23 protein-coding genes are annotated in these 24684 nt (G+C 66.5%); 10 read left to right on the top strand and 13 right to left on the bottom strand.

What is annotated here, in order from left to right:
- Positions 1-103 precede the first annotated feature (103 nt).
- Positions 104-1027, bottom strand: a complete 924-nt coding sequence (feaR, locus tag QWY80_RS15620; RefSeq protein ID WP_290233413.1) for a transcriptional regulator FeaR — start codon at positions 1025-1027, stop codon at positions 104-106.
- A 533-nt stretch (positions 1028-1560) separates the two neighbouring features.
- Here feaR (QWY80_RS15620) and QWY80_RS15615 point away from each other — a divergent pair.
- Positions 1561-2808 carry a hypothetical protein gene (locus QWY80_RS15615; protein ID WP_290233411.1) on the top strand — a complete coding sequence of 416 codons (1248 nt, stop codon included), beginning with the start codon at positions 1561-1563 and terminating at the stop codon, positions 2806-2808.
- Between the two features lie 177 nt (positions 2809-2985).
- Positions 2986-4479, top strand: coding sequence for an aldehyde dehydrogenase family protein (locus QWY80_RS15610; protein WP_290233408.1), 1494 nt, complete (start codon positions 2986-2988; stop codon positions 4477-4479).
- Between the two features lie 65 nt (positions 4480-4544).
- Here QWY80_RS15610 and feaR (QWY80_RS15605) read toward each other — a convergent pair whose 3' ends face one another.
- Positions 4545-5486, bottom strand: coding sequence for a transcriptional regulator FeaR (gene feaR, locus QWY80_RS15605; protein WP_290233405.1), 942 nt, complete (start codon positions 5484-5486; stop codon positions 4545-4547).
- Between the two features lie 239 nt (positions 5487-5725).
- Between feaR (QWY80_RS15605) and QWY80_RS15600 the strand changes: the two genes are divergently transcribed.
- The 5 genes from QWY80_RS15600 (at position 5726) to QWY80_RS15580 (ending at position 11722) form a co-directional block, all read left to right on the top strand.
- The gene (locus QWY80_RS15600; protein ID WP_290233402.1) at positions 5726-6760 is read left to right on the top strand and encodes an MBL fold metallo-hydrolase; all 1035 of its coding nucleotides are present in this window, start codon (positions 5726-5728) and stop codon (positions 6758-6760) included.
- Positions 6761-7152: 392 nt separating this feature from the next.
- On the top strand, positions 7153-8559 hold the full coding sequence (locus QWY80_RS15595) for an APC family permease (protein WP_290233399.1): 1407 nt from the start codon (positions 7153-7155) through the stop codon (positions 8557-8559).
- 22 nt (positions 8560-8581) lie between these two features.
- Positions 8582-9448, top strand: a complete 867-nt coding sequence (locus tag QWY80_RS15590) for a helix-turn-helix transcriptional regulator (RefSeq protein ID WP_290233396.1) — start codon at positions 8582-8584, stop codon at positions 9446-9448.
- Between the two features lie 38 nt (positions 9449-9486).
- Positions 9487-10755 carry a tyrosine--tRNA ligase gene (gene tyrS / locus QWY80_RS15585; protein WP_353960458.1) on the top strand — a complete coding sequence of 423 codons (1269 nt, stop codon included), beginning with the start codon at positions 9487-9489 and terminating at the stop codon, positions 10753-10755.
- A 55-nt stretch (positions 10756-10810) separates the two neighbouring features.
- Complete coding sequence (locus QWY80_RS15580) at positions 10811-11722, top strand: helix-turn-helix domain-containing protein (RefSeq protein WP_290233393.1); 912 nt, start codon at positions 10811-10813, stop codon at positions 11720-11722.
- Between the two features lie 45 nt (positions 11723-11767).
- On the opposite strand, the gene QWY80_RS15575 is transcribed toward QWY80_RS15580, so the two are convergent.
- From QWY80_RS15575 to QWY80_RS15555, 5 genes are all read right to left on the bottom strand, one after another.
- Positions 11768-13060: an NAD(P)/FAD-dependent oxidoreductase gene (locus tag QWY80_RS15575; protein ID WP_290233390.1), complete on the bottom strand. Its 1293-nt coding sequence runs from the start codon at positions 13058-13060 to the stop codon at positions 11768-11770.
- Positions 13061-13151: 91 nt separating this feature from the next.
- Positions 13152-13577, bottom strand: coding sequence for a Rid family hydrolase (locus QWY80_RS15570; RefSeq protein WP_290233388.1), 426 nt, complete (start codon positions 13575-13577; stop codon positions 13152-13154).
- A gap of 76 nt (positions 13578-13653) precedes the next feature.
- Positions 13654-14793, bottom strand: coding sequence for an ornithine cyclodeaminase family protein (locus tag QWY80_RS15565; protein ID WP_290233386.1), 1140 nt, complete (start codon positions 14791-14793; stop codon positions 13654-13656).
- A 396-nt stretch (positions 14794-15189) separates the two neighbouring features.
- Positions 15190-15642 carry a hypothetical protein gene (locus QWY80_RS15560; protein WP_290233384.1) on the bottom strand — a complete coding sequence of 151 codons (453 nt, stop codon included), beginning with the start codon at positions 15640-15642 and terminating at the stop codon, positions 15190-15192.
- 96 nt (positions 15643-15738) lie between these two features.
- Positions 15739-16575: a LysR family transcriptional regulator gene (locus QWY80_RS15555; protein ID WP_290233380.1), complete on the bottom strand. Its 837-nt coding sequence runs from the start codon at positions 16573-16575 to the stop codon at positions 15739-15741.
- Between the two features lie 108 nt (positions 16576-16683).
- Between QWY80_RS15555 and QWY80_RS15550 the strand changes: the two genes are divergently transcribed.
- The 3 genes from QWY80_RS15550 (at position 16684) to QWY80_RS15540 (ending at position 20272) form a co-directional block, all read left to right on the top strand.
- Entirely contained in the window at positions 16684-18450 is a 1767-nt protein-coding gene (locus QWY80_RS15550) for a SulP family inorganic anion transporter (protein ID WP_290233378.1), read from the top strand.
- Between the two features lie 88 nt (positions 18451-18538).
- Positions 18539-19567, top strand: coding sequence for an aspartate carbamoyltransferase (locus QWY80_RS15545; protein WP_290233376.1), 1029 nt, complete (start codon positions 18539-18541; stop codon positions 19565-19567).
- Positions 19568-19642: 75 nt separating this feature from the next.
- Positions 19643-20272 carry a hypothetical protein gene (locus tag QWY80_RS15540; RefSeq protein ID WP_290233374.1) on the top strand — a complete coding sequence of 210 codons (630 nt, stop codon included), beginning with the start codon at positions 19643-19645 and terminating at the stop codon, positions 20270-20272.
- A gap of 12 nt (positions 20273-20284) precedes the next feature.
- Here the strand turns inward: QWY80_RS15540 and ruvX are convergent, their stop codons facing one another.
- The 6 genes from ruvX to QWY80_RS15510 all read right to left on the bottom strand — a co-directional run.
- Positions 20285-20731 (bottom strand): Holliday junction resolvase RuvX, encoded by a 447-nt coding sequence (gene ruvX, locus QWY80_RS15535; protein WP_290233371.1) that lies wholly within the window; start codon positions 20729-20731, stop codon positions 20285-20287.
- Positions 20732-20747: 16 nt separating this feature from the next.
- Entirely contained in the window at positions 20748-21311 is a 564-nt protein-coding gene (locus tag QWY80_RS15530) for a YqgE/AlgH family protein (protein WP_290233368.1), read from the bottom strand.
- A gap of 17 nt (positions 21312-21328) precedes the next feature.
- Complete coding sequence (locus QWY80_RS15525) at positions 21329-22255, bottom strand: energy transducer TonB (protein ID WP_290233365.1); 927 nt, start codon at positions 22253-22255, stop codon at positions 21329-21331.
- A gap of 13 nt (positions 22256-22268) precedes the next feature.
- On the bottom strand, positions 22269-23237 hold the full coding sequence (gshB, locus tag QWY80_RS15520; protein WP_290233362.1) for a glutathione synthase: 969 nt from the start codon (positions 23235-23237) through the stop codon (positions 22269-22271).
- A 137-nt stretch (positions 23238-23374) separates the two neighbouring features.
- Positions 23375-24097 (bottom strand): CvfB family protein, encoded by a 723-nt coding sequence (locus tag QWY80_RS15515; RefSeq protein WP_290233359.1) that lies wholly within the window; start codon positions 24095-24097, stop codon positions 23375-23377.
- Between the two features lie 12 nt (positions 24098-24109).
- A partial coding sequence (locus QWY80_RS15510) for a 16S rRNA (uracil(1498)-N(3))-methyltransferase (protein WP_290233357.1) occupies positions 24110-24684 on the bottom strand: 575 nt, incomplete at its 5' end.

Here is a 24684-nt window from a genome sequence, read left to right as displayed (position 1 = left end):
ACGACAATCGAAGGGCCGATGCCACCATCGGCCCTGTGATTGTCTTACAGGTCACCTTAGGCCGCTCAGTCTCATTTCAATGATGAGAATGACAAAGCTCAACTCAGTGGTATTCATGGAACTGGCGCAAATATTCACGAGGCGGCATACCAAACTTGGCCTTGAAGGCCGTCGAGAGATGGCTCGGGTCGGAGAAACCCAGCTCACTGCCGATGATAGCGAGTCGCACTTTCCCGGACGATTGCCGAATCCTCGAAGCGAACAGTTCCAACCGCCTATCGCGAATATATTGCGCGACCGTATGGCCATGCCCGGCAAATGCCCGATACAACGTCCGGGGTGAGGTGCCGACCTCCTTGGCAATCTGCTCGGAACTCAAGGATGAGTCACCGATATGGCGGTCAATGTAGATCATGGCCCTGTCGAGGACACGATCATGTTGATCGTTCTCGGAATACCGCCCGGTCAGCATCGGCCGCATCAAGGTGACGATCGACTCGAGTATCGCCTCACCTTCACCGTGGCTGAGGTCCTGATGCTTGATGGCTTCTTGCAGGAGTCTGTTGGCCATGCTGGCAACAATCGAGCCGGCTGGCACCTTGGTGCCACAGGCCGTGCGAGGAACCCTCAGATGTGGATCCACCAACTCTCGGGGCACAATAACGGACATTTGGCTCGATAAACCATCGTAATAGAAGTTGCATGGTCGAGTAGAATCGATCAGGACGATATCGCCAGGCGACATGGCGGCCCTGTTCTCACCTTGCTCCATGTCGGCACATCCCTGAGCCTGGAAGACATAAAAGTAGGGCTTGCCGTCACAACCGCTCAGCTCCCTGTCGGTGCGATACGCATGCACATGAGACGCACTGACCGTGGCAAGCTCCAGCGAACTCTCGATACGCTGAATACTGCCATCGAACTGCCGGCCCAAGGCCCGGGCGGCGAAGGGTCCACAGATATCGTTGACCCCACCGAGCCAGCTTTCGAAGCATTCTTCTTGTGGTCCCCGATCAAGTACTTGCATGGTCAACCTCGATACTCGATATCGCAACTGCCTTGAGATCATGGCGGAAGGGCGCCGGATGATGGCAACGGCCCGACATGGGAAGTCCCTGACACCTGGCCATACGGATCACTGGTAGGCAGGAGCATGACACACGTTGCCATCTTATTACATGGGAGCGGCATAACCACAAGGAAGACACCATGCGACTTACGTCGAAGACGATCCGCCTTCCCCTATCGACTCCAGTCCCACGCCCAAGGCAGCGCCCTCCCTATATCAAGAGACGGGATGACGCGGCCCAATGCATTGAAATACCGATAAAAAAATATCTTGGCAACGAGAGACAACATTTTGGCAGATCGATACAAGCGGCTTCAATTCGGAGCTTGATAGTCTCGTGACAAGGGCTGAATGCCCATATCACAACGACAACCTCCTGAGCAGAGCTCCCTATGTCCAGAAAATTGAAGCGTCGCGTTTTCCTGAGATTCTCGAGTGTCATGGTGTCGGGAGGCATGGCGGCTGCCACCTTCGGCCTGCCGATCAGTGCCATGGCGCTCGAGGTGGAGCAGGTCGGCGACTCCACCATCAATCTGAATGTCGCAGCGGTAGCCGCGTCCCTCTATAGCGAAAGCGGCTACGATCTCTTCGGCAACAGGCGAGACGAAGGCCACCGCTGGCAGGAAGGCTTCGCCGAGCTGGGGCTCGAACTCGCCCCGCGGACCTTCGACGATGGCGGCCTCTACGGTCAGCTCAGTGTCATGGGAACCTTTACGCGTGGCGATGGCGATGCCGGCGGCTTTGCCACCGGAGGCGAAGAAGACGTCGACATCGAGGACGCCTACCTGGGCTATCGTCACGATCGGGTTCGGTTGGGCAATGCGTCCTGGAGCCTAGACGCCTCGGCGGGTCGCCAGGTGATTACCTTCGGCAATGGTTTCCTCGTCGCCAGCGACGGACTCAGCTTCGGCGACACCCTCGGCGATGACTTCGACCGTGGCGGGGCCTATTATCTCGCCGGTCGCGAGGCCTTCGACAAGACCGCCTCGATCAAGGCCTCCAACGACACCTGGACGCACCAGCTGGCATGGATCGCCTCCGACAACGCCGCCCAGGCCGAGACAGAGTTCGGCGCTCTGGCCGTACAGCGGCGCCATACCGGTGGCCTCGTGGAACTCCTCTACCTCAGGGGGCTGGACGTGGAGGAGCGATTCGCCACGTCTACGCAACTTGAGCGTGACGGGATGGATACCTTTAGCCTGCGCGTCGAGCAGTCACTCGGCGACGCCCTGTCACTGCGTGGCGAATACGCCCACCAGGACAAGACAACCCAGGAGAACGCCTGGTACCTGGAACCCTCCTATGCTTTCAAAGAGGTGCCTTGGCAGCCGGAGGTGGCGCTGCGCTTCACCCGCTTCTCGGAGGAGTGGGACCCCCTCTTCTATGGCAACACCGCAGGCTATGGCACTTGGTTCCAGGGGGAAGTCGCTGGCAGTTATGCCGGCCCCTTCAACACCAATGCCGACGTCTGGCATCTCGCCCTGCGCGCCCAGCCCAGCGAGCAGCTGAGCCTGGGGGCCCTGTACTTCGATTTCGATAGCCGCGATACCACCCATCGGCCCGACATGGGCGGCCGCGAGCTGAACCTGTATGCCGAGTGGATGCCCACCGAATGGCTCTATGTCTCACCCCTGGTGGGCTGGTATGACCCGGATCGCTCGGCCGCCGAGGGTGGCACCCAGTTGGGCGGGGACGGCACAAGCCTGCATGCCCAGTTTATCCTCGGAGTCTTCTTCTAATCGTCGAATTCATCAAGTGAACCAGGGCACTGCAGCCTCCTGGAGTCCCTGGCAGGTGGAGTCATCTCCACGGCACCCAGGGACAAGCCATGGCCCTGAAGGGCTGCTAGCTTCATAACCAGGCATAACCGGCTACCGGCCGTCGAGGCCGCTGTACCCTGACAAGAGGCGCACACAATGACCGATTCCATGATCTCACGGCTTCCCGAAGTGGAGGCCTTCCTCTCGCGGGCCTCAGGCTCCTTCATCGACGGCGAACACATTCCCGGTAGCGGCCGCCACGCCGAGGTCTTCGACCCCGCCAGCGCCACACCGCTGACCCGCCTAGGCCTGGCCGACGAAGCCACCGTCGACCGTGCCGTGACCGTGGCCAAGCAGCGCTTCGATGACGGCGACTGGCGTGGCCTGTCGCCGGCCCAGCGCGAGCGCATTCTGCTGCGTTTCGCCGATCTGGTGGAGCAGAGCGGCGAGGAACTCGCCCAGCTCGAGAGCCTCAACCAGGGCAAGTCGATCAATATTGCGCAGATGATCGACGTGGGTTTCTCCGTGGACTTCATGCGCTACACCGCGGGCTGGACCACCAAGCTCGAAGGCCATACCACCGAGGTCTCCATCGGCGTGCCGGAGAACGCCGACTTTCATGCTTATACCCTGCGCCAGCCAATCGGGGTGGTCGCCGGCATCGTGCCTTGGAACTTCCCCATGATGATCGCGCTGTGGAAGGTGATCCCGGCGTTGGCGGCGGGCTGTTCCATCGTCATCAAGCCCTCCACCGAGACCCCGCTGACCGCGCTGCGCCTAGCGGAGATGGCGATTGAGGCAGGCGTGCCGGCCGGCACCTTCAACGTGGTGGTGGGCGCCGGCTCCATCGCCGGCCAGCGCCTGGCCGAGCATCCCGATATCCGCAAGGTGACATTTACCGGCAGCACCGCGGTGGGCAAGCAGATCGGCCATGCCGCCGTCGACCACATGGCCCGCTTCTCCCTGGAGCTGGGCGGCAAGAACCCCATGCTGGTGCTGGCCGACGCCGACCTGGACAAGGCAGTGAACGGGGCATTGATGGCGGGGCTGCTCAATCAAGGCCAGGTGTGTGCCGCCGCTTCACGCTTCTACGTGCATCGCTCTCTTCACGACGCTTTTTGCGAGCGCCTGCATCAAGCCATCCAGGGTATGAAGGCCGGCCCCGGGCTGGATGCCGGGGCCACCGTCAATCCGCTGGTCTCGCAGCGCCATCAGCGCAGCGTACTGGCCCATATCGAGCAAGCCGAGAAGGAAGGTGCCAGGGTGCTACGCGGTGCCGCCGTTCCTGAGCAAGGCTTCTACGTCTCGCCGGTGGTACTCAGCGGGGTCACCCAGCAGATGACCGTGGCCCGGGAAGAGGTCTTCGGGCCGGTGCTGTCGGTGATTCCCTTCGACGACGTCGTGGAGGGGCTGGCCATGGTCAACGACAGCGACCTGGGCCTGGCCGCCAGCCTGTGGACCAACGACCTGAGCCAGGCCATGCGCCTGATCCCGCGCATCGAGGCGGGCACGGTGTGGGTCAACACCCACGTGACCCTGGACGCCAGTCTACCCTTCGGTGGCGTCAAGCAGTCCGGCATCGGCCGCGAGTTCGGTCGCGAGGCGGTAGAAGCCTGCACCGAGCTCAAGTCGGTGTGTATCGCCTACTGACGTTCTCTCCGTCCTTGCGCCTGGTCCATGATCAGGCGCCTTTTTCGGCGTCCTGGAAGTGGGCCTCAGTGCAGGCAGTGACGACGACGATAGTCCCGCGGCGCTTCGCCATAGGCCTTCTTGAAGACACGACTGAAATGCGCCGAATCGGTGAAGCCCCAGCGATAGGCGATCTCGGTGATGGAGCAATGCGCCTGGCCGGGGCTGGCGAGGATCTCGGCGCAGCTCTGTAACCGACGGCGCTGGATATGGCGACACACGGTATCGTCGTGGGCCTCGAACAGGCGGTAGAGCTGGCGCAGCGAGACGTTCAGCCGCTCGGCCAGCGAGGCCGGGGTCAGGTCGGGATCCTGGAGCTGCTGGTCGATCAACTGGCAGGCGCCCTGATAGAGCAGGTCGAGGGCCGCTTCCGGGCTCCGTTCCTGGCCCAGCCCCTGGGTCAAGGGCACGAGCAGGGCGATCAGCGCCTCGCTGATCCCTTCCCCCTCGGTGTGGGCGGTATCCCCGACCAGTTGCCGGGAGACGATGCGGTTGACCATTAGCTGCAGCAGTTGCCCGCCGGGGCCTGCGGTCGAGAGCTTGCCGAAGGGCACCTCCCGCCGGGGGAGACGGGCCGCCAGCTCCGCCCGCGGCATATGGAAGGAGGCATGCTCGATCAACCCGCGGGGCAGGATCTCGCAGGCTCGCGCCGAATCCACCAGCGCCATCTCGCCGGGGTGCAACTCGAGGTCGAGCCCCTGCTGGCGAATACCGGCCCGCCCACGACGCTGCACGATCAGGAAGCAATAGCGATCGTCATCGTGCTCGACATCCCGCCGGCGCCGAGCGATCCAGCTCGCATTGGTGCGGATTTCTGCCACTTCGAGGCCACAGGTCGTCAGGGAGCCAACCTCGCCGTGGAAGGGGACGTTGCGCTCCGGGGGCTGGGAGTCAAAACTGCCACAGACACGGCGCAGGGACGACAGCCAGGAATCGAACGCCGGCTGGGAAGCGTGTGAAGGGAGCATGGGCTTCTCCGCTCGAGTGATTATGGTTGTTGATGCAACCATTATGACTACCCCCTCTCGCGTCTGGCCATCCCCCTTTGGCATGGGTCGAGGACTATTCTGCCCCGGATGGATCGTCGAGCCTGCGACCTCGGCTGGCATGCTGGGTCAATCCCGTTGGCAAGCTGAAACAAGACAACGGCCCGCTGCAGGGCATTCACTGACAAGATCCATAAACCAACAACCAGAAAGGTTCCCCCATGCGGCTCCGTGCATTGCTTTCCTCACGCCTCCTGCCCCTCGCCACCACCTCGCTCGTCACCCTGGCGCTGTCGACAGGCCATGTCGCCGCGGCGGGCGATCAGTCCTCTACGACGGCACCCGCTGACCGGGTCTCGGCCGACGACCTCAGCGCCCCGACTCGCGTGGTCACCCTGGGTACCGGCACCCCCGATATCGTCGAGGGTCGCAGCGGCACCTCGACGGCCGTCATCGTCGACCGCGAGCAGGTCTATCTGTTCGACGCCGGCGCCGGCTTCATGGAAGTCCTGGGAAAGTTCGGTGATGATGGGGGTGGGATATTTCCTGACACTTCGAAATACCCTGGCACCGTTCTACCCACCTACTTGGATAAACTCTTTCTTACGCACCTGGACAGCGATCATATATTGGGAATTCCGGAACTATTGCTGCGTGGCTGGGTGCTCGAGCGTAATCACCCAGTGCGAATCTGGGGGCCTCCCGGTACCCGAACAGTCGCAGAGGGGGCGATTGAAGCATATCAACCCGATATACGGCACCGCCTGGGCAGCCTGCCGATCGGCAAGGAGGCACCCTATACGGGCATCGTCGAGGAGCTCGCCTCGGAGCCGGGCGTCGTCTACCGGGACCGCTATGTGACGATTACCGCCTTCGACGTGGATCACGGCACCTGGGAGGCGGGCGAAGCCTTCGGCTACCGCATCGAGGCCCCGGACATGACCATCGTCATCTCCGGCGATACCCGCCCGACCCCCAACCTGATCGAGCATGCCCAGGGTGCCGACATCCTGCTCCACGAGGTTATGTCGACGACCGGCCTGGCAACCCTGCCCCAGGAGTGGCAGGGCTACATGCTGGATGCCCATACCACGACCCGGCAGCTCGCCGACATCGCCGAGGAGATCGATCCCGAGTTGCTGGTGATGATCCATCCCCTCTTCCTGGGCGCCCCGGAGGATACACTGATCCAGGAGATGACGGATGCCTATGAGGGCAACTTCGCACTGGCCAACGACGGTGACGTTTTCGAGTGATGATGAGGAGGGTGACGAGCATGAAACGAATCATGCCGAGATTTCCGGAGGCTCCATACCTTTAGAGGATGGAGCTATGAACACTTCGACATGATATCCCCCTGAGATACGTCAGCGGGCGGTGCGGATAGCCTTCGACCACAAGGTTGACACCCCCTCACAGAGGGCGTCTATCGGCGCCTTTATCCCCCAAGATCGGCTATATCCCTTAGACCCTAGATAGCTGGGTACGCCAGGCCGATCGTCATGCTAGTCGGCGTTGAGCGACAACTGACTGTCAAGCACAGTCAAGACATCGGGCGGCGTTGAGCTCAGTCTTGCGTAAGTCCTCACCGTGCCAGTGCGGTGAGTCGGGCATGACAACCGCAACAACAGGCCTTAGGAGATACGCAATGATCGACTCGACGCCCGCTCGAGGCGCCAGCGCCCAAGCGAGTCACCACCGCTCGAGTGCGCCGGGCATCGGCTTCAAGACCATGATCGCCATCTGCGTCGGCTGCGTCGTGGTGCAGGGAGCGATGGCCTCGGCGCTGACGGGATTCGGCCTCGGGGGGCTGAGTTTCCTGGCGGCGATGGGGCTGGCCCTGGTCTTCGCCTTCTGCAATGCCATCAGCTTTTCCGAGCTCTCGCTGATGTATCCCGCGTCGTCGGGGACCCTGGCGACCTATACCCAGAAGGCCATCGGCCATTTCCCGGCGATCGTGTCGGTGTTCGCGGGCTACGTGGTGGTGGCGATGTTCGGCCTGTCGGCGGAGCTGATCCTGGTCGATGCCCTCCTGCAGACGCTGTTCCCCGGCGTGCTTCCCCCCCACCTGGTTCCGCTGCTGCTGCTGTTCGGGTTGGCGGTACTGAACATCCTGGGCACCGATGTCTTCGCGAAGCTGCAGAACCTGTTCACCTTCGCCATGATCGCCGCCATCCTGCTGGTCGGTGCCACGGCACTGCTGGACACGCCCTCGACATCGGTCGCGCAGGCGGCGGCCGGCATCGACTGGGGGCTCGAGGGTATCTCCGACGGCAGTTTCATCGCCCTGACGGCGCTGGCGATGTGGATGTTCGTCGGCTGCGAGTTCATCTGCCCGCTGATCCAGGACATCCGCCAGCCGGAACGTCGCGTGCCGCGGGCGATGTTCGTGTCGCTGATCGTCATCTTCGTGTTGTTCGCGCTGTTCTGCCTGGGCGCCGGGCGCTATCTCTCTCAGGAGACGCTGACGACGTCGCCGCTGCCCTACCTGGACCTGGTCGACGGCGTCTTCGGCCAGGCAGGGCTGATCATCGCCACCGTCATGGGACTGACCGCCACCTGCAGCACCGTCAATACCGTGCTCGCCTCGGTGCCCCGGATGCTCGCCGGGATGGCCGACAACGGCCAGGCGTTCGGTATCATGGGCCGGCGGCATGCGCGCTTCGACACGCCCTGGATCGGCATCCTGTTCCTGGCGGCGATCGTCGCGACGCCGTTTCTGCTGGTCAGCCCGGACCACATCATCATGCTGCTGATCGGCGCCTCGACCAGTTGGCTGCTGGCCTATATCGTGGCCCATATTAATGTCATCGTGCTGCGCGTCAGGAAGCCGCAGCACGTGCGCCCCTACCGGACGCCGCTCTACCCGGTGCCGCAGATCGTCGGCATCATCGGCATGGGCTATGTGGCCGCCAATGCCTCGCCGTCGCCCGAAATGACGGCCACCGTCTACACCCTGCTCGGGGTGGTGCTCGGCATCGTCGCCGTGATCGCGCTATTCTGGGTCAAGTTCCGGATGAAGACGGGGCTCTTCGAGCCGGACATGACCGACTGACCGTCGGGGTAGACCATCGAACGTGAGCGATCGCCTGACCATCATGCTGACCCACGCCGTCGAGACGCTGCGCTCGACGCGCTTCACCGCGAGCCTGGTCGCCCTGTTGCGCGAGCTCGTCGAGTTCGACTGCGCAGTGATCCTCGGCCATCGCCCGGGCCGACACCCGATCTACCTGTTCGACTCCCTCTCCCAACAGCGCGAACTGCTGTTCCAGCGCTATCTGATGCAGGCATGGCAGGGCGATCCCTTCCTGGTTGCCCTCGACCGCCGGCGCGCGGAAGGCGTCTTCCGTTTCGCCGATGTGCTGGCGTCTCCGGAACTCGACCTCGACCGCGTCAACAAGGAGTACGTGGAGAACTTCTATCGCCAGACCGGCTGGCGAGACGAGCTGTGCCTCGCCGTGCGCATCGACGACGCCCGCTGGATCGTCATCTACCTGGGGCTCATCGACGAGCGGCGGTCGTTTTCCGACGACGACTGCCGGCGGCTACATGAACGCTTCGAGCTGCTCGCCGCGCTCTGCCGCCAGCACTGGGCGAGCGATCCATTCACTCTGGCCCGAGCAGCGAGCGGTGAGGATGATCCCGAAGAGATCCTGACCCGTGCGCTCGCGACCTTCGGCGAGGCGCTGCTGACGACGCGCGAGCGACAGGTGGCCGCGCTGATGGTGCAGGGGCTGGCACCGGACGAGATCGCCGAGCGGCTCGAGATCACCCCGGGCACCGTCAAGAATCACCGCAAGCGTCTCTACGCCCGCATCGGCATCGGCTCGCGAGGGGAGCTGTTTCGGCTGTTCCTGAATCATGCCGTCACGCTGGTGGCACGAGAGGGCGATATCGGAAATTGTCCTTTTGAGGATATCGCCCCCACCGAGACCGACCGCTAGCCTCCTGTCCGAGAGAAGAATCTTTCGGAGCCGAAGACATGACGATGGATGCCAGCGACCTGCTGAACGATCTTGAACGGCGTGGACTGATCGCCCAGTCGAGCCACCCCGAGGAGTTGAAATCGACCTTCGGCGAGCCCCAGGTCGTCTACTGCGGTTTCGATCCCACGGCGGGCAGCCTGCATATCGGCCACCTGGTGCCGCTGCTGATGCTGAAGCGCTTCCAGGACGCCGGCCACCGGGGAGTGGCGCTGATCGGCGGTGCCACCGGCATGATCGGCGACCCCAGCTTCAAGGCCACCGAGCGCCGGCTGAACTCGCTCGAGACGGTGCAGTGCTGGGTCGACGACCTGGGCCAGCAGATCCAGCGGCTCATGACGCCCCATCTCGACGGCGCGCTCAGGGTGGTCAATAACGCCGACTGGCTCCGCGAGATCAACGTCGTCGACTTCTTCCGCAACGTGGGCAAGTACTTCTCGGTCAACGCCATGATCAACCGCGAGTCCGTGCGCCAGCGGCTGGAGCGCGCCGAGCAGGGCATGTCGTTCACCGAGTTCAGCTATGGGCTGCTGCAGGCCCGGGATTTCACCCATCTCAACCAAAAGCTGGGCTGCCGACTGCAGATCGGCGGCAACGACCAGTGGGGCAACATCGTCGGCGGCATCGACCTGGTGCGCCGTCTCAATGGCGAGCAGGTGTTCGGCCTCACCCTGCCGCTGATCACCAAGGCCGACGGCACCAAGTTCGGCAAGACTGAGAGCGGCACGATATGGCTCGATCCGCGCCAGACCTCGCCCTACCACTTCTACCAGTTCTGGCTCAACGTCGACGATGCCGACGTCTATCGCTTCCTGCGCTACTACACCTTCCTCTCCTGTGACGAGATCGAGGAGATCGAGGCGCAGGACCGCCGGGCACAGGGCCGGCCCGCGGCCCAGCGCATCCTGGCCGAGGAGCTCACCCGCTTCGTGCACGGCGAGGCGGGCCTGGGAGCAGCACAGCGCATCTCGGCGGCGCTGTTCAGCGGCGAGGTGACCACCCTTTCGCGGGAGGAACTCGAGCAACTCGAGCTCGATGGCCTGCGCTGCGTGACGATTGCCACCGAATGCTCTCTGGAGGAGGCCCTGGTGTCGGCGGCGCTGGCGCCCTCCCGGCGCCAGGCGCGCGAGCTGCTGGGGCAGGGCGCGGTGCGCGTCAACGGCGAGCGGGTCCGGCAGGGCAGCCTCGGCGACGCCTTCTCGCTCTTCGATCGCTACTGGATCGTGCAGCGGGGCAAGAAGCAGTTCTGTCTGCTCAAGCGCTGTTGACCCCCTACCGGTAGTGTCACCCTAACGAAAACAACAAGCACAGGAGGCGTGTCGTATGACCATCGCGCTCCATCACTGCGAAGATGTCACCGAGCATGCCCAGCGGCTGGATGGCTGGCAGCAGGAATTCAATCAGATCGAGGAGGGACACTTCTCCGGCGATATCGTCGATGTCACCGGTCGAGGGGTACGGTTGTTCCGCGAGAGCGCCAACCTGGGCCTATCGCAATCGATGCACTTCCCGGAAACCCAGTGGCACCTGGTCCTACCGATCCACCGGCGGAATGATGCGCTGTTTGACGCCGACGCCATCACGGTGCTGCCGCGTTGCGAGCAGTTCTGGAGCGTGGCGCCGGGACGCTATGACCTGCTGGTCGTGTCGATCGATCGCCACCACTATGGCTGGCTGGAGCGAGACGAGCGGCGACTTCGCACCCTGGAGGTACCGGCGGCGTTGCTTGCCGGCGTCAGAGAGCAATGGCGGGCCATGACGGACTATCTACTGGCGACGCAAGCGCTAGGCGGCCCATCGCCAGAGCTTCAGCAGGTGTCCACTCACCAGCTCGAGGAGGGGGTCGAGCTGCTGCTGAGCGACTGCTCGAGATCGCCGAAACTCGACGATGCCAGCTATCGTACCCGGCGCTATATTGTGGATCGCTGCCAGGCGCTGACCAAAGTGCAGCCGGACGGCCCCCCCTCGATGATGTCGCTGTGTCGCCAGTTGAAGATCTCACGCCGCACCCTGCAGTACAGCTTTCAGGTGGAGACCGGGCAGTCGCCGGTACACTACCTGCGCGCGCTGCGACTCAACGCAGTGCGGCGAAGCCTGCTGCAGGAGCCTGGCCAGCGCATCGCCGATGCCGCTGCCAACCAGGGGTTCTTCCATCAGAGCTATTTCGGCCGCGAGTACCGCCGCCTGTTTTGGGAACCGCCCTCCGCCACCCTGCGGCGCGCCCTGGGGCAATAGTCGCAGGGCGCGCCGCAGGGTGGCGATGGCTGAGCTCGCGTCCTCTCAGAAGCGCTCGAAGCGGTAGGGTGTCGGGTCGATGATCGGCTCCGCACCGGACAGCAGGTCGGCCGCCAGCTGCCCCGCCGCCGGCGAGGTACCGAAACCGTGCCCGGAGAAGCCGGAAGCGATGCTTAGCCCCGGCACGCCAGGGACCGCTCCGATGACCGGATTGGAGTCCGGCGTGATGTCAATCATGCCCGCCCAGGACGCTTCCATGGTGGCCCGCTCGAAGGCCGGCCAGGCGGCGGCGAGATTGCGCCGGGCCTCGTCGTTGATCCTGTTATTGGCCTCCGGGTCCATGGTACGCACGCGCTCGAAGGGCGACCGCTTGCCGGCTCGCCAGCGCCTGGGCAGCGCCAGGTCGCGCAGGAAGTGCTTGCCCAGCGAGATCCGCAACAGGTGGCGCTGGGAGCGTAGCGCGCCCAGGTAGCGTGATCCGATCAGCAGGTGATCCAGCATCAAGGGGGCGTCGAGTGCACCGCGCTGGGTGACGATGAAGCCGCCGCCCTTGTGCTTGCGGAAGGAGAAGTCGGGCCCCCCCACCGCGATCTCCGTCGGTCCCTCCATCGGCGCGGTCCTGAACACCGAGGAGATCAACGGCAGCGTCGGCAGCGAGACACCGAGATTGCCCAGGAAACGCCGCGACCACAGGCCACCGGCCAGCAGCGCCTGGTCGCAGCGGATCTCGCCCTTCTCGGTCACCACGCCACTGACCTCGCCGCCCGACATCGACAGGGTACGCACCGCGCAGTTTTCGACGATCACCGCCCCCTTGGCCATGGCGGCCTTGGCGATGGCGCTGGACGCCAGGGTGGGCTCGGCCCGGCCGTCGGAGGCGGTATAGATGCCGCCGGCCCATTTTCCCCTGCCGCCCGGGACCAGGCTGTCGATTTCCCGGGCGCCGAGCAGCTGCGAGTCCAGGGACAGGGAGTCCACGGACTTCAGCCAGGCTTCGTGCACGGCCAACTGCTCGGCGGTGCGGGCCAGGAACATGATCCCCGACCGGCGATAGCCGACATCGTTGCCCACTCGCTCGGCCATGCCGGCCCAGAGCCGATCCGCCGCCAGCGCCAGGGGAACGTCCTCCCGATGGCGGCTGGTCTTGCGTATCCAGCCCAGGTTACGGGAGGACTGCTCGCCCGCGATGTGCCCCTTTTCCAGCACGACCACGGGAATGTCCCGTTCCGACAGCGCCAGGGCCGCAGTGAGACCGATGATGCCGCCCCCGATGATCACCACGGTCGTCGATGCAGGAAAGTCGCTGGACGTTTGAACAGGCGCTATTGTCGGTGCCATGGCAGGAAGTCCTTGAGGAATCGGGGTGTCGACAAAACGGATGCGACCAGCCATGCAGGCCAGTCGCACCGGAAAGGGCGAGCGGGCCGCCTTACTGGGCGGAGGTGTCGATCCTCTCCATGTCGGCGCTGCCGGCGCCGCGATAGGCGGTCACTTCCAGCTCGATCTTGTAGGCCTCGGAGCCCAGCGGAGGGCAGGTCACGGTGATGGACGGATCGACGCCGCGCATCTTCTGGCCGAAGAGGGTCATGACGGTTTCGGTATCGGCCGGGTTCTGGATGAAGATCTTCGCGGAAACGATGTCGGACAGGCCGCTGCCCACCGTGCCGAGCGCGCCTTCGATGTTGGCAAAGACCTGCAGCAGTTGCTCGCCCACGTCTTCGGGGATTTCCTTGGTGTCGGGGTTGCGGCCGGCGGTGTTGGACACAAGGATCCAGTTGTCGACGGCCACTAGGCGCGAGTAGCTGGCGTGTTCCTCGAACTTGGAGCCTGTCTTGACTTTGACGATCTTGGTCATGGTGTTGTCCTGTTGGGAATGAGAGGGGGAACCGGCGTCGCCTTGTGGGGCGAGCCGGCAGGTCGTGCGGTGGCCCTCAGCGCAGCAGCGGTTCGTCCCACAGGTTGAGCTTGACGCCGATACCCTGCTCGATCGCCTTGCGATAGACCACGGTGGCCCAGGCCACGTCCTCGACCGGCATGCCGCCGACCGACATCATGATGATCTCGTCGTCGTTCTGGCGGCCCGGCGCATCGCCGGCCACGATCGCGCCCAGATCCTCGAGGGCATCGCCGGAGAAGCTGCCGTCCTCGATCATATCCATGAACTTCATGCCGACCAGCGGAATGTAGTTGTGGGCAGGATTGGGCACTTCCTCGTACCAGGCCTCGTACAGGCCGGTGTTGTCGAGCACCTTGCGCACGTCCGGCGCTTCCATGCCGGCGTCAAAGTTGCACGGGGCCGGCATGGCCAGGTAGGCACCCGGGCTGACCCACTCACGCTTGACCATCGGGTAGTCGTCGGGGTTGCCCACTTCACCCGAGGCACAGTAGGTCACGATGTCGGAATCGCGCACGACCGATTCGATGTCGTCGACCACTTGGATGGTGGTGACCTGCGGGTAGTTCTCGCGGACCCAGTCGGTGAAGGCGTCGAGGCTCTTCTGCCCGCGGCCCTTGACCTTGACGGTGTCGATCTGCGGACAGGCGGCAATGAAGGCGGCTAGCGAGGTCCGCGCCATCACGCCGGGCCCGAAGATGCCCACGACCTTCGAATCCTTGCGCGCCAGATGGCGGGCGCCGACGCCCGGCACCGCGCCGGTGCGGTAGGCCGAGAGCAGGTTGGCCGACATGTACGCCAATGGCGCGGCGGTGTCGGCATCGCTGAGCGTGAACATCAGGATGGAGCGAGGCAACCCCTTTTCCTTGTTCGCGATGTTGGAGCCGTACCACTTGACGCCTGCCGTGCAGAAGTTGCCGCCGAGATAGGCCGGCATGGCCATCATGCGACGGTCGGCGGTGGGCTTGGGCATGTTGGGAAAGGGCGATTCCTCGGGAAACATGATCATGGCCCCGTGCGAATCATTATTGGGGCCCGCCATGCGGTAGTCGCCATGATGCAGGAGACCAAACATCTCCTCCATGGTGTCCACACAGGCCGCCATATCGGTGACGCCGGCACGAACCATGTCCTGCTCGGAGAGATAGATGAAGTCGATCCGGGTGTTGTTGTCCATGTCTGAGTTCCGCCTTGTTGTTGGATAAGAGATCTGCGGGTTTCATCGGCCGGTGTGCCGGCTTCTCTTGGCAGACCCCGTTGTCTGCGGCCCCTGATGAGTCGATACGTGACAACATCGACTGTTCCGAGGTGGTATCGATGAAAACCGACATTCTTCGGCTGGGGCTCCGATTGATATCCAATGGTGCGTATCAATGGGCGTCGGCGTTAGCACAAATCGGCAATTCGGCTATCTGCGGGAACCTTGGCGGGAAACATGCGAGTCCGCATGTTGTGACGATGACGCTTGGTGCACGTAGAAGGTGATCTGCAGGGGGAGACGTGGCGCGTCCACAGGACCGCAAAAGGACGCGCCTGGGCCGGCGCGCCGAGAAGCTGCAGGGCGGATAGCCGCTCAAGCCCGATCGACGGCCGCCGCCTGGCGTTCGAAGGCGCTCGCATTGGGGCAGAGGGCGCGATACGCCTCGCCCCCGGTACCGTGGCGGGCGGCGCGCCAGCACTGGCCGGCCACTGGGCAACGGTTGCAGCGACGCGCCAGCACGGCCAACTCGCGCGCATCGTCATAGCTCTCGGGGCTCAGGCCGAAGCGGGCCATCACCTCGGGCATCAGGGTCCGGGCCGGGGTCAGGCCGCCCCGGTCGCCGGCGTCCAGGCGGCGCGCCACCTCGCGCTCGAAGGCCGGCGCCAGGGGCGCCTTCAGGTCCTCCAGCAGCGCCTGGTAGGACTCCGAAGCTTCCAGCGACAGTTCCCGCACCACGCGGGACATCGACACCGCGTAGCAGCGTTCGCAGAATCGCTCCCAGCGGGAGACGGGGGCGGGGGACTGGCGATCATGGGTGGGGGTCATGGCGATTCTCCTCGTCGGATGGGGCTCACCGACAGTGTCGGCGCCGTCACCGTCCGCCGCCTTGATCCGGATCAAAAGGTTTCATGTGAAACCATGTCACCGCAGCCGCCCGAGCAGCTCGCGGATCAGCTCGCGGTGCTCGCCGTGCAGGCGATAGGCCACATAGGCCTTGAGCTCGATCAGCGGCGCGTCCTCGACGACGAACAGCCGCTCCTGCCGGCACCAGGGCGCCACGATGTCCCGCGGCAGGTAGGCGGCGCCGCCGCACTCCAGCAGCAGGTTCAGGGCGATGCGCCCACTGTTCACGCGGCCCCGCGCCAACAGGCGCTGGGGGAAGTGACCCTCGTGGACGCTGGCGAAGGCGGTGCCCCATTCCACCCGAATGTAGCCGTCGCCGACCGCCCGCTCGGCGTCGATGCCGGGGTGGCTCGCCACCATCACCAGGGGAATCGTCGCCACCTCCTCGACGCCCACCTCGCGGATGCGCGGGGTGTCGTAGAGGAAACCGACGTCGATCATGTTCTGCTCCAGCTTCTCGACGACCCGCAGCGGCGTGCTCTCCTCGGCGCGCACGCCCAGGGTCGGGTAGGCCCGATAGATAGTGGTGAGCCAGTCCTGCAGGAAGATGTCCCAGAGGCTGGCCACCCCGGCCACCACCAGGCGCCGCTGATGCCGCTCGCTGAGCGCCGTGTCCTCGTAGGCCCGTTCCCAGGCGCCGAGGATGAAGCGCGCATGGCGCTCCATGCGCTCGCCGGCGGGGGTCAGGCCGATCCGGTGATGGCCGCGGGTGAAGAGCGAAAGCCCGAGGTGCTCCTCCAGTTGGCGGACGCGGGCGCTGACAGTGGACGACGATACGCAGAGGCTCTCCGCGGCCTTGCCGAAGTTACGCAGCCGACTCACCTCGAGGAAGGTTTCCAGCAGTTGGGTATCCATGGCATGCATCTTCGGTTTTTCTGTTCATGAAGGCCAGAAAATTTCGTTTTTCAGCATGCCAGATTTTTCCTAGGCTGGCGGCCCACGCTCACTTCGAGATCGTCACCCATGGCGTCCAGACTCTCGCGTTGCCTGCCCTTCCTCGATTGGGGCCGAACCCTCGACCGCCGGATGCTCGGCGCCGACCTGATGGCCGGCCTCACCGGCGCCATCCTGGTGCTGCCCCAGGGGGTCGCCTACGCCTTCATCGCCGGCCTGCCGCCGGAAGTCGGCCTCTATACCGCCATCGTTCCCGCCGTCGTCGCCGCACTGTTCGGCAGCTCCTGGCACCTGGTTTCCGGCCCCACCGCCGCGCTGTCCATCGTGCTCGCCAGCGTGGTCGGCGGCCTCGGCCCCCTGGAGCCGTCGCAGTACCTCGCCGCCGCCCTGACCGTCACCCTGCTGGTCGGCGTCATCCAGCTGGCGATGGGGCTGCTGCGCCTGGGCAGCCTGGTCAGTTTCATCTCCCATACGGTGGTCATCGGCTTCACGGCGGGGGCGGCGATCCTGATCGCGACCAGCCAGCTGAAGCACCTGCTCGGCGTCTCCGTCGCCGGCGGCCAGGGCTTCCTGCTCGACCTGGCAGCGCTCATCCAGAAGCTGCCCGAGACCAATCCCTATGCCCTGGCCATCGGCCTGATCTCGCTGGTGACGTCCGTCCTGGTCCGGCGGCTCAACCGGCGCTGGCCCCACCTGTTGCTGGGCCTGGCCGCCGGCAGCCTGGCCTGCTGGCTGCTGGACGGCGAGGCCCATGGGGTCACCCTGGTCGGCGCCCTGCCCGGCACCCTGCCACCGCTGACGCTGCCCGAGCTGTCGCCGGACAGCCTGCGCACCCTGACCTCGGGGGCCTTCGCCATCGCCCTGCTGGGGCTGATCGAGGCGGTGTCGATTGCCCGCGCCATCGCCCTGCGCTCGCACCAGGTGCTCGACGGCAACCAGGAGTTCATCGGCCAGGGACTGTCGAACATCGTTGGCGGCTGCTTCTCCTGCTACGCCAGCTCCGGCTCCTTCACCCGCTCCGGCGCCAACTATGACGCCGGCGCCCGCACCCCGCTGGCCGCGGTGTTCGCCGCGGCACTGCTGGCACTGATCCTGGTGCTGGCTCCGGGCATCACCGCCTACCTGCCGCTGCCCGCCATGGCCGGGGGCATCCTGTTGATCGCCTGGAACCTGATCGATTTCCGGCATATCGGGCAGTTGGTGCGCGCCAGCCGCCACGAGGCGATGATCCTCGTGGCGACCATCGCGGCCACCCTGCTGGTCGCGCTGGAGTTCGCCATCTATATCGGCGTGCTGCTGTCGCTGCTGCTCTATCTGAAGCGCACCTCGCGCCCGACCGTCGTGGAAGTGGCGCCCCGCCAGGACCATCCCCGCCGCCACATTCGCAACGTTCGGCGCTACGGGCTCGCCCAGTGTCCCCAGCTGAAGATCCTGCGCATCGACGGCTCGCTGTTCTTCGGCGCCAGCGATCACGTGCAGCGAGGTCTCCGGGCGCTCAGCCCCGAGCCGGGCACACGCGTGCTGATCATCGGCAAGGGCATCAACTTCATCGATACCGCCGGCATCGAGATGCTGCTCCAGGAAATCCGTCGCCTCCGCCAGCAGGGCGGCGACCTGCTGATCAGCTCGCTCAAGGGCACCGTCCTGGACGAGCTGCGCCGGCGCGGCGACCTGGCCCGGCTCGGTGAGGAACGCTGCTTCGAGACGCCCGAGGCGGCGATCGCCGCCATTGCCCCGGCGCTGGACCCGGCGGTCTGCCGGAGCTGCCACAAGCGGATCTTCAACGAATGCGGCCCGGTGCCCTCGGAGGAAGATATCCTGGCGCGGCAGGGGTAAGCCAGGGCCTGCCCGCTCGGGGAGGCTGAACCCACCGGCCACGGGGAGTACACTAGCGACCGTTCCCCACCGCCAGCCGAGGCCCGCGATGAGTTCCCACCTGCTCTCTGTCGATTCCCTGTCCCGAGACCGTGTCGATCACCTGCTGCGGGTCGCCGCGCGCATGGAGCCGATCGCCCAACGCCGCAAGGTCACCCGGGTGCTGGAGGGCGCGGTGCTCGGCAACCTCTTCTTCGAGGCCAGCACCCGCACCCGGGTCAGCTTCCACGCGGCCTTCTGCCGGCTGGGCGGCAGCGTCTGCGACACCACCGGCTTCACCTTCTCCTCCATGGCCAAGGGCGAGTCGCTCTACGACACCAGTCGGGTGATGAGCGGCTACTGCGACGCCATCGTCATGCGCCATCCGGAGCAGGGGTCGGTGGCGGAGTTCGCCGCCGCCACCAACGTGCCGGTGATCAACGGCGGCGACGGCCCCGGCGAGCACCCCAGCCAGGCGCTGCTCGACCTCTACACCATCGACAAGGAGTTCACCCGCCTGGGCAAGTCGCTGGCCGGCGCCCACGTGCTGATGACCGGCGACCTCAAGTACGGGCGCACCGTGCACTCGCTGATCAAGCTGCTGTCGCTCTACGCGCCCATGCGCATCACCCTGGTGGCCCCCCCGGGGCTCGAGATGCCCAGCCAGCTGATCGACCTGGTGGTGTCCCGCGGCCACCGCGTCGAGCAGCGCGAGAGCCTGGCCGACGACTACGCCGACGTCGACGTGGTCTACACCACCCGCATCCAGAAGGAGCGCTTCACCGCCGAGATGAGCGAGGGCTTCAGCCTGTCGCGGGACTTCACCGTGGATCGCGCCTTCCTGGACCGGCGCTGTGGCCGCGACACCCTGGTCATGCACCCCTTGCCCCGCGACAGCCGCCCCGAGGCCAACGACCTGGACGTGGACCTCAACGGCGACCCGCGCCTGGCGATCTTCCGCCAGACCGACAACGGCATCCCGGTGCGCATGGCGATCTTCGCCACCCTGCTCCAGGTGGAGGAGCTGATCGAGCAGGACCTGCGCCCGGTGCGCTGGTTCGTGCCCAGGCGGCTGGGCGTTGACGACGCCACCTCCTGAGCAACGCACGGGCGTGGCGCTCTTGCCTATGCTGTGTCCATGACACGACGAACGGCTTTGGGAGGCACGACCACCATGAACCTCGACCGCGCCTATCGGCTCCTGGCCCTCTTCTACAGCGTCCTGCTGCTGATCGGGGTGATCGCCCTGCTCGCCGGTGGGGGCACGCCCCTGGCCCTGGCTCATCTCGGCATCGGCGCCCTGGGCGTGCTGGGGCTGTGGGGCTACACCCTGGGGCGCGGCTTCATGAACCCACGCATGTGGCGGCCGCTGGCCGGGGTGCTGGCGGTGGGGTCCCTGGTGCAGCTGTGGGCGGTGCTGTCGATGCCACTCTCCGGCGAGCTGCTCACCTGGATGCTGGCCAGCGCCATCTTCTCGGCGCTGCTGGCGGTGATCCTCTACCGCTACGGCGATCGCGACCAGGCGCTGTGGGCCTCACCCGAGGAACTGGCGGGGGCGGAACGGCTGGAGGCGCTGCTGGAGGGGCAGGCGCCGCTGGTGGCGGAGCGGCACGAGGACGGCCGCGAGGCCAGCGTCAGGGTGGTGAAGGCGGGCAGCGAGTACCGCGCCAGCGTAACGCGTCGCCACGAGGGCCGGCAGGAGGCCTTCGAGGAACATTTCCGGCACCCGGCCACCCTGGTGTTCTTCCTGGAGAAGTTCGCCGGCGTCTCGGTGGGGGATTTCCGGGGCCCCGACGCCGCGTAACGGCGGTCCCGGTCAAGATCGCCCGCGCAGCCCCTCCCCGGCGACGAACCAGCGCTCGAGGATCAGCACCGCGCTGATGCCGTCGACGCCCTCGTCGCGGAAGTTGCCACGATGCCCGCGCTCCCGGGCGATGCGCTTGGCCTCGCCGGTGGAACCGCGCTCGTCGACCATCTCGCAGGGCACCCCGTAGCGGCCGAACAGGCGCTTGCCGAACTTGCGTGCCCGCACGCTCATCGCCTGCTCCTCGCCCTCGGCGGTGAGCGGCAGCCCCACCACGAAGAGGTCGGGCTGCCACTCCTCCACCAGCCGCGCCACCCGGGCCCAGTCGGGGATGCCGTCGCGGGCGGGTAGCGGCTCGAGTTCCCGGGCGCTGCCCAGCAGCTCGTTGCCCACCGCCACGCCGATGCGTCGGGTGCCGAAGTCGAAGGCCAGCACCAGCCGCTGCCCCACCCCGGCCATCAGCCGTGTCCCCGGCTCATGAATGGCCGGCCTCGCGGGTCATCAGGTTGAGGTCCACGCCGAGGATGCCGGCGGCGGCACCCAGGCGCTGCTCCGGCGGCACCTCGAAGAGGATGTCGCTGCGCCCCTCCACGGTGAGCCAGGCGTTGTCGAGCAGCTCCTGTTCCAGCTGGCCCGACTCCCAGCCGGCACAGCCCAGGCAGACCAGGAAGCGCTCGGGGCCACGCCCCGCGGCCAACGCCTGGAGCATGTCCATGGAGGTGGTCAGGGCGATGCCCTCGGTGACCTGGATGCTGGAATCCCAGTCATCGCTGGACCCGTGGTGCAGGATGAAGCCGCGGTCCTTGTGCACCGGGCCGCCGAAGTAGACCGGAGCATTGCGATGGGGACTCTCCTCGCCGCCCAGGTCGAGCTGCTCGAACAGCGCCTCGAGGGTCAGGTCGAGGGGGTGGTTGATGATCACCCCCATGGTCCCCTTCTCGTCGTGGTCGCAGAGGTAGCTGAGGCTGCCCGCGAAGTTGGGGTCTTCCAGGTGCGGCATCGCCAGCAGGAAGTGGTCTTTCAAACCGAACTGTTGCATGGGACTCCCCGGCGCTCCTAACGCACGCCGTAATGATTGCCTTCGCCGAACCGCCAGACGCGGGTGATGGAGAGCGTGTCCAGGTCGCCCATGCCCGCATCGAAGGGGCGATAGGGGGCGGCGCCGTGGACGGTATCCAGCGCGGCCTGGTCGAGCTCGGCATGTCCCGACGATTGTACCACCTCTGCCTGGCGCAACTCGCCATCGCGGCCGATCACCACGCGGATGCGCAGCTGGCCGTGCAGGTGGCGGGGGGCCGGATGCACCCGGTTACCGTAGTCCTCCACCCGGCGCGTCCAGTCGTCGATATAGCGCGCCTCCGCCGCGCGCTGGGCGGCCTGGCGGGGGCTGTCGCCCTCGGGGCCCGGCGACTCCGGGGCGACGCCCTGCTCGCGGATGCTGCGGGTGGCCTGGGCCAGCAGGTCGCGCCCCGAGGCGGAGGGCGCCGCAGCGCTGGGCGGCGCGGCGGCATCCGCCGCCTGGGGGGCGCTGTCGCGAGGTTCGGGCGGCGTCTCGGCGTCGCTCTCCTCCCGGGCCACCGGCGGGGCGGTTTCGTCGGGGCGCGCCTCGGGCTCGGCCCGCGTCGCCGACTGCGGCTCGGCCGGCGTGGCCGGGTCCACGTCGGGCCGGCCCTCCTGCACCGCCGGCAACTCCTCCATGGGTGCCGCCCGGGATTCCGCCGGCGCCTCCTCCTGTTCGGCGCCGGCGGCCCGCTGATCGGCCTCGGCGATGGCCTCGGCTTCCTCCACCGGCGCCTCGCTGGAGCGGGTCACCAGCACCACGTCGAGGCTGGTGCGTTCGGGCGGCGGCGCGGCGAACTGCCAGCTGGCCACCACCCCGATCACCGCCAGGTGCAGCAGCAGCGCCAGCGACCAGGCCAGCCAGCGCCGGTAGGAGCGGGTGACCGGGGCATAGTGGACGGGGTCGCTGACATAGTAGGACATGGTGGCCTCGGGCTCAGTGCCGGTGCGTCTCGAGTCGGCGGACGATGGCATCCATCAACAGGCCGGCGATGTCGGTGCCGCGCTGGTCGTCGATCTCGCGCACGCAGGTGGGACTCGTCACGTTGATCTCGGTGATGTAGTCGCCGATCACGTCGAGGCCCACGAACATCAGCCCCTTCTCGCGGATCATCGGCTGCACCTGACTGATCAGCCAGTGGTCGCGCTCGGTGAGCTCGCGGCTGACCCCGGTGCCGCCGGCGGCCAGGTTGCCGCGGGTCTCGCCGGCCATGGGCATCCGGGCCAGCCCGAAGGGCACCGGTTCGCCCTCCACCAGCAGGATGCGGGTGTCGCCGTCGCGGATCTCGGACAGGTAGCGCTGGGCCATGATCTGGCGCCGGCCGTGCTCGGTGAGGAGCTCGATGATGGCCCCCAGGTTGCGCCCCTCGGGCTGCACGTGGAAGATCCCGCTGCCGCCCATGCCGTCCAGCGGCTTGAGGATGACGTCGCCGTGCTCGGCGTGGAAGGCGCGCAACTCCGGCGCGCTGCAGGAGACCAGGGTCGGCGCGCAGCACTGTGGGAACTGCTGGGCGAAGAGCTTCTCGTTGCACTCGAGTAGCGCCCGGGTAGGGTTGACCACCAGCACGCCCTCGCGCTCGGCGAAGCCCAGCAGGTGCACGGCGTTGAGGAAGTGGCCGTCCACCGGCGGATCCTGGCGCATCAGGATGGCGTCCAGCTCGGCCAGGGGGCGCGGTTCGGGCTCCCCCAGCTCATACCAGTGCCCGGGGTCGCGGTAGGCGTGCAGGTCGCGCATGCGGCCGAAGGCGCGACCGTCGCGCAGGAAGAGGTCCTCCGGCTCCAGGTAGTGCAGCGACCAGCCGCGTTCCCGGGCGGCCCACAGCAGGGCCAGGGTGGTGTCCTTCTTGTAGGTGACGTCCTGGATGGGATCCATCACCACGCCGATCTTCAGGGCGCGTTCGCTCATGGGGTCGGGGTCCGCTCGAGGGGTGGATGCCGTCAGTATGCCGCAGGGGTATCGCCTCCACCAAGGCGGTTCGCCTGTTCAGCAAGGACCCTTGCCCATGGCAGTAACGCTTGAGGCTGTTCCGGCGGCAGGCCCTTTTATTCCCCGCCCGGCACCAGCCGGATGCCCGAGGCCTCCAGGGTGATCAGCCGGCGCTTGTAGAGCCGGCCGATGGCCTGCTTGAAGGCGCTCTTGCTGACCCCCAGCCGCGCCTTGATCTCCGCCGGCGGGCTGCGGTCGCCCAGCGGCAGGTAGCCGCCGCTCTCGCGCAGCGCCTGAAGCACCTTCTCGCCCACCATGTCGAGGCGCGCCTCGCCCGGCGGCAGCAGCGAGAGGTCCAGGCGGCCATCATCGCGCACGCGCTTCACGTAGCCGGTCAACCGCTGGCCGCGGCGCAACGGCCGGCTCAGGTCGTCGCGGTAGAGCAGCCCCCAGCAGCGGTGATCGACCACCGCCTTGACGCCCAGGTCGGTGGTGTCGGCGACAACCAGGCTCACCTCATCGCCGACCGCCAGGCCCGCGGCCTCGTCGGCGATGAAGCGCTCGAGTTTCTGCGAGGCCACCGGCCGCCCTTGCTGGTCCTCATAGATCCGCACCAGCACCCGCTTGCCGGGGGTGGGCCGGAAACGCTGCTCGCCGTAGGGCAGCAGCAGGTCGCTGGGCTGGCCCCAGTCGAGGAAGGCGCCGGTGTCGTTGACCGCCACCACCTCCAGGTAGGCCACCTCGCCCACCGCGGTCCTGGGGGCGCGATAGCGGCGGCTCGGGCGCTGGCCCTGGGCCGCGGGTGGACGGGTGGCGCGGCGATCTCGGAAGTCGGACATGGGAGTCTCCTCTTACAGATCCCCGAAGCGATGCTGCAGCAGCGCCAGCGCCACCACCGGGGCGGTCTCGGTGCGCAGGATCCGCGGCCCCAGGGAGAGGGCGGCGAAGCGCGCCGTGCGTGCGGCCTCGACCTCGCCCTCGGCCAGGCCGCCCTCGGGGCCGATCAGCAGGGCGGCGCTGGCCGGGGCTTCACCGCTTTCGAGGGCCCCTTCGCCCCCGGGGTGCAGCACCAGGCGCAGCGCCTCGTCGCGGCCGGCCAGCCAGTCGGCCAGGGCCAGGGGCGGATGCACCGGCGGCAGCGTGGCACGGCCGCACTGCTCGCAGGCGCTGGCGGCCACCGCCCGCCAGTGGGCCAGCTTCTTCGCCTCGCGCTCGCCCTTGAGGCGCACGTCGCCATGCTCGGTGTAGAGCGGGGTGATAGCCGCCACCCCCAGCTCCACGGCCTTCTGGATGGCGTAGTCCATGCGATCGCCCTTGCCGATCGCCTGGCCCAGGTGCACGGCCAGCGGCGACTCGCCGCCGCCGGCCGCCACGGCCTCGATGCGCGCCACCACTCGCTTGCGGGAGGCCTCGACGAGCACCGCCC

The sequence above is a fragment of the Halomonas ramblicola genome, assembly GCF_030409215.1.
GTDB lineage: Bacteria > Pseudomonadota > Gammaproteobacteria > Pseudomonadales > Halomonadaceae > Halomonas > Halomonas ramblicola.
This window is presented reverse-complemented; position numbering and strand designations above follow the sequence as displayed.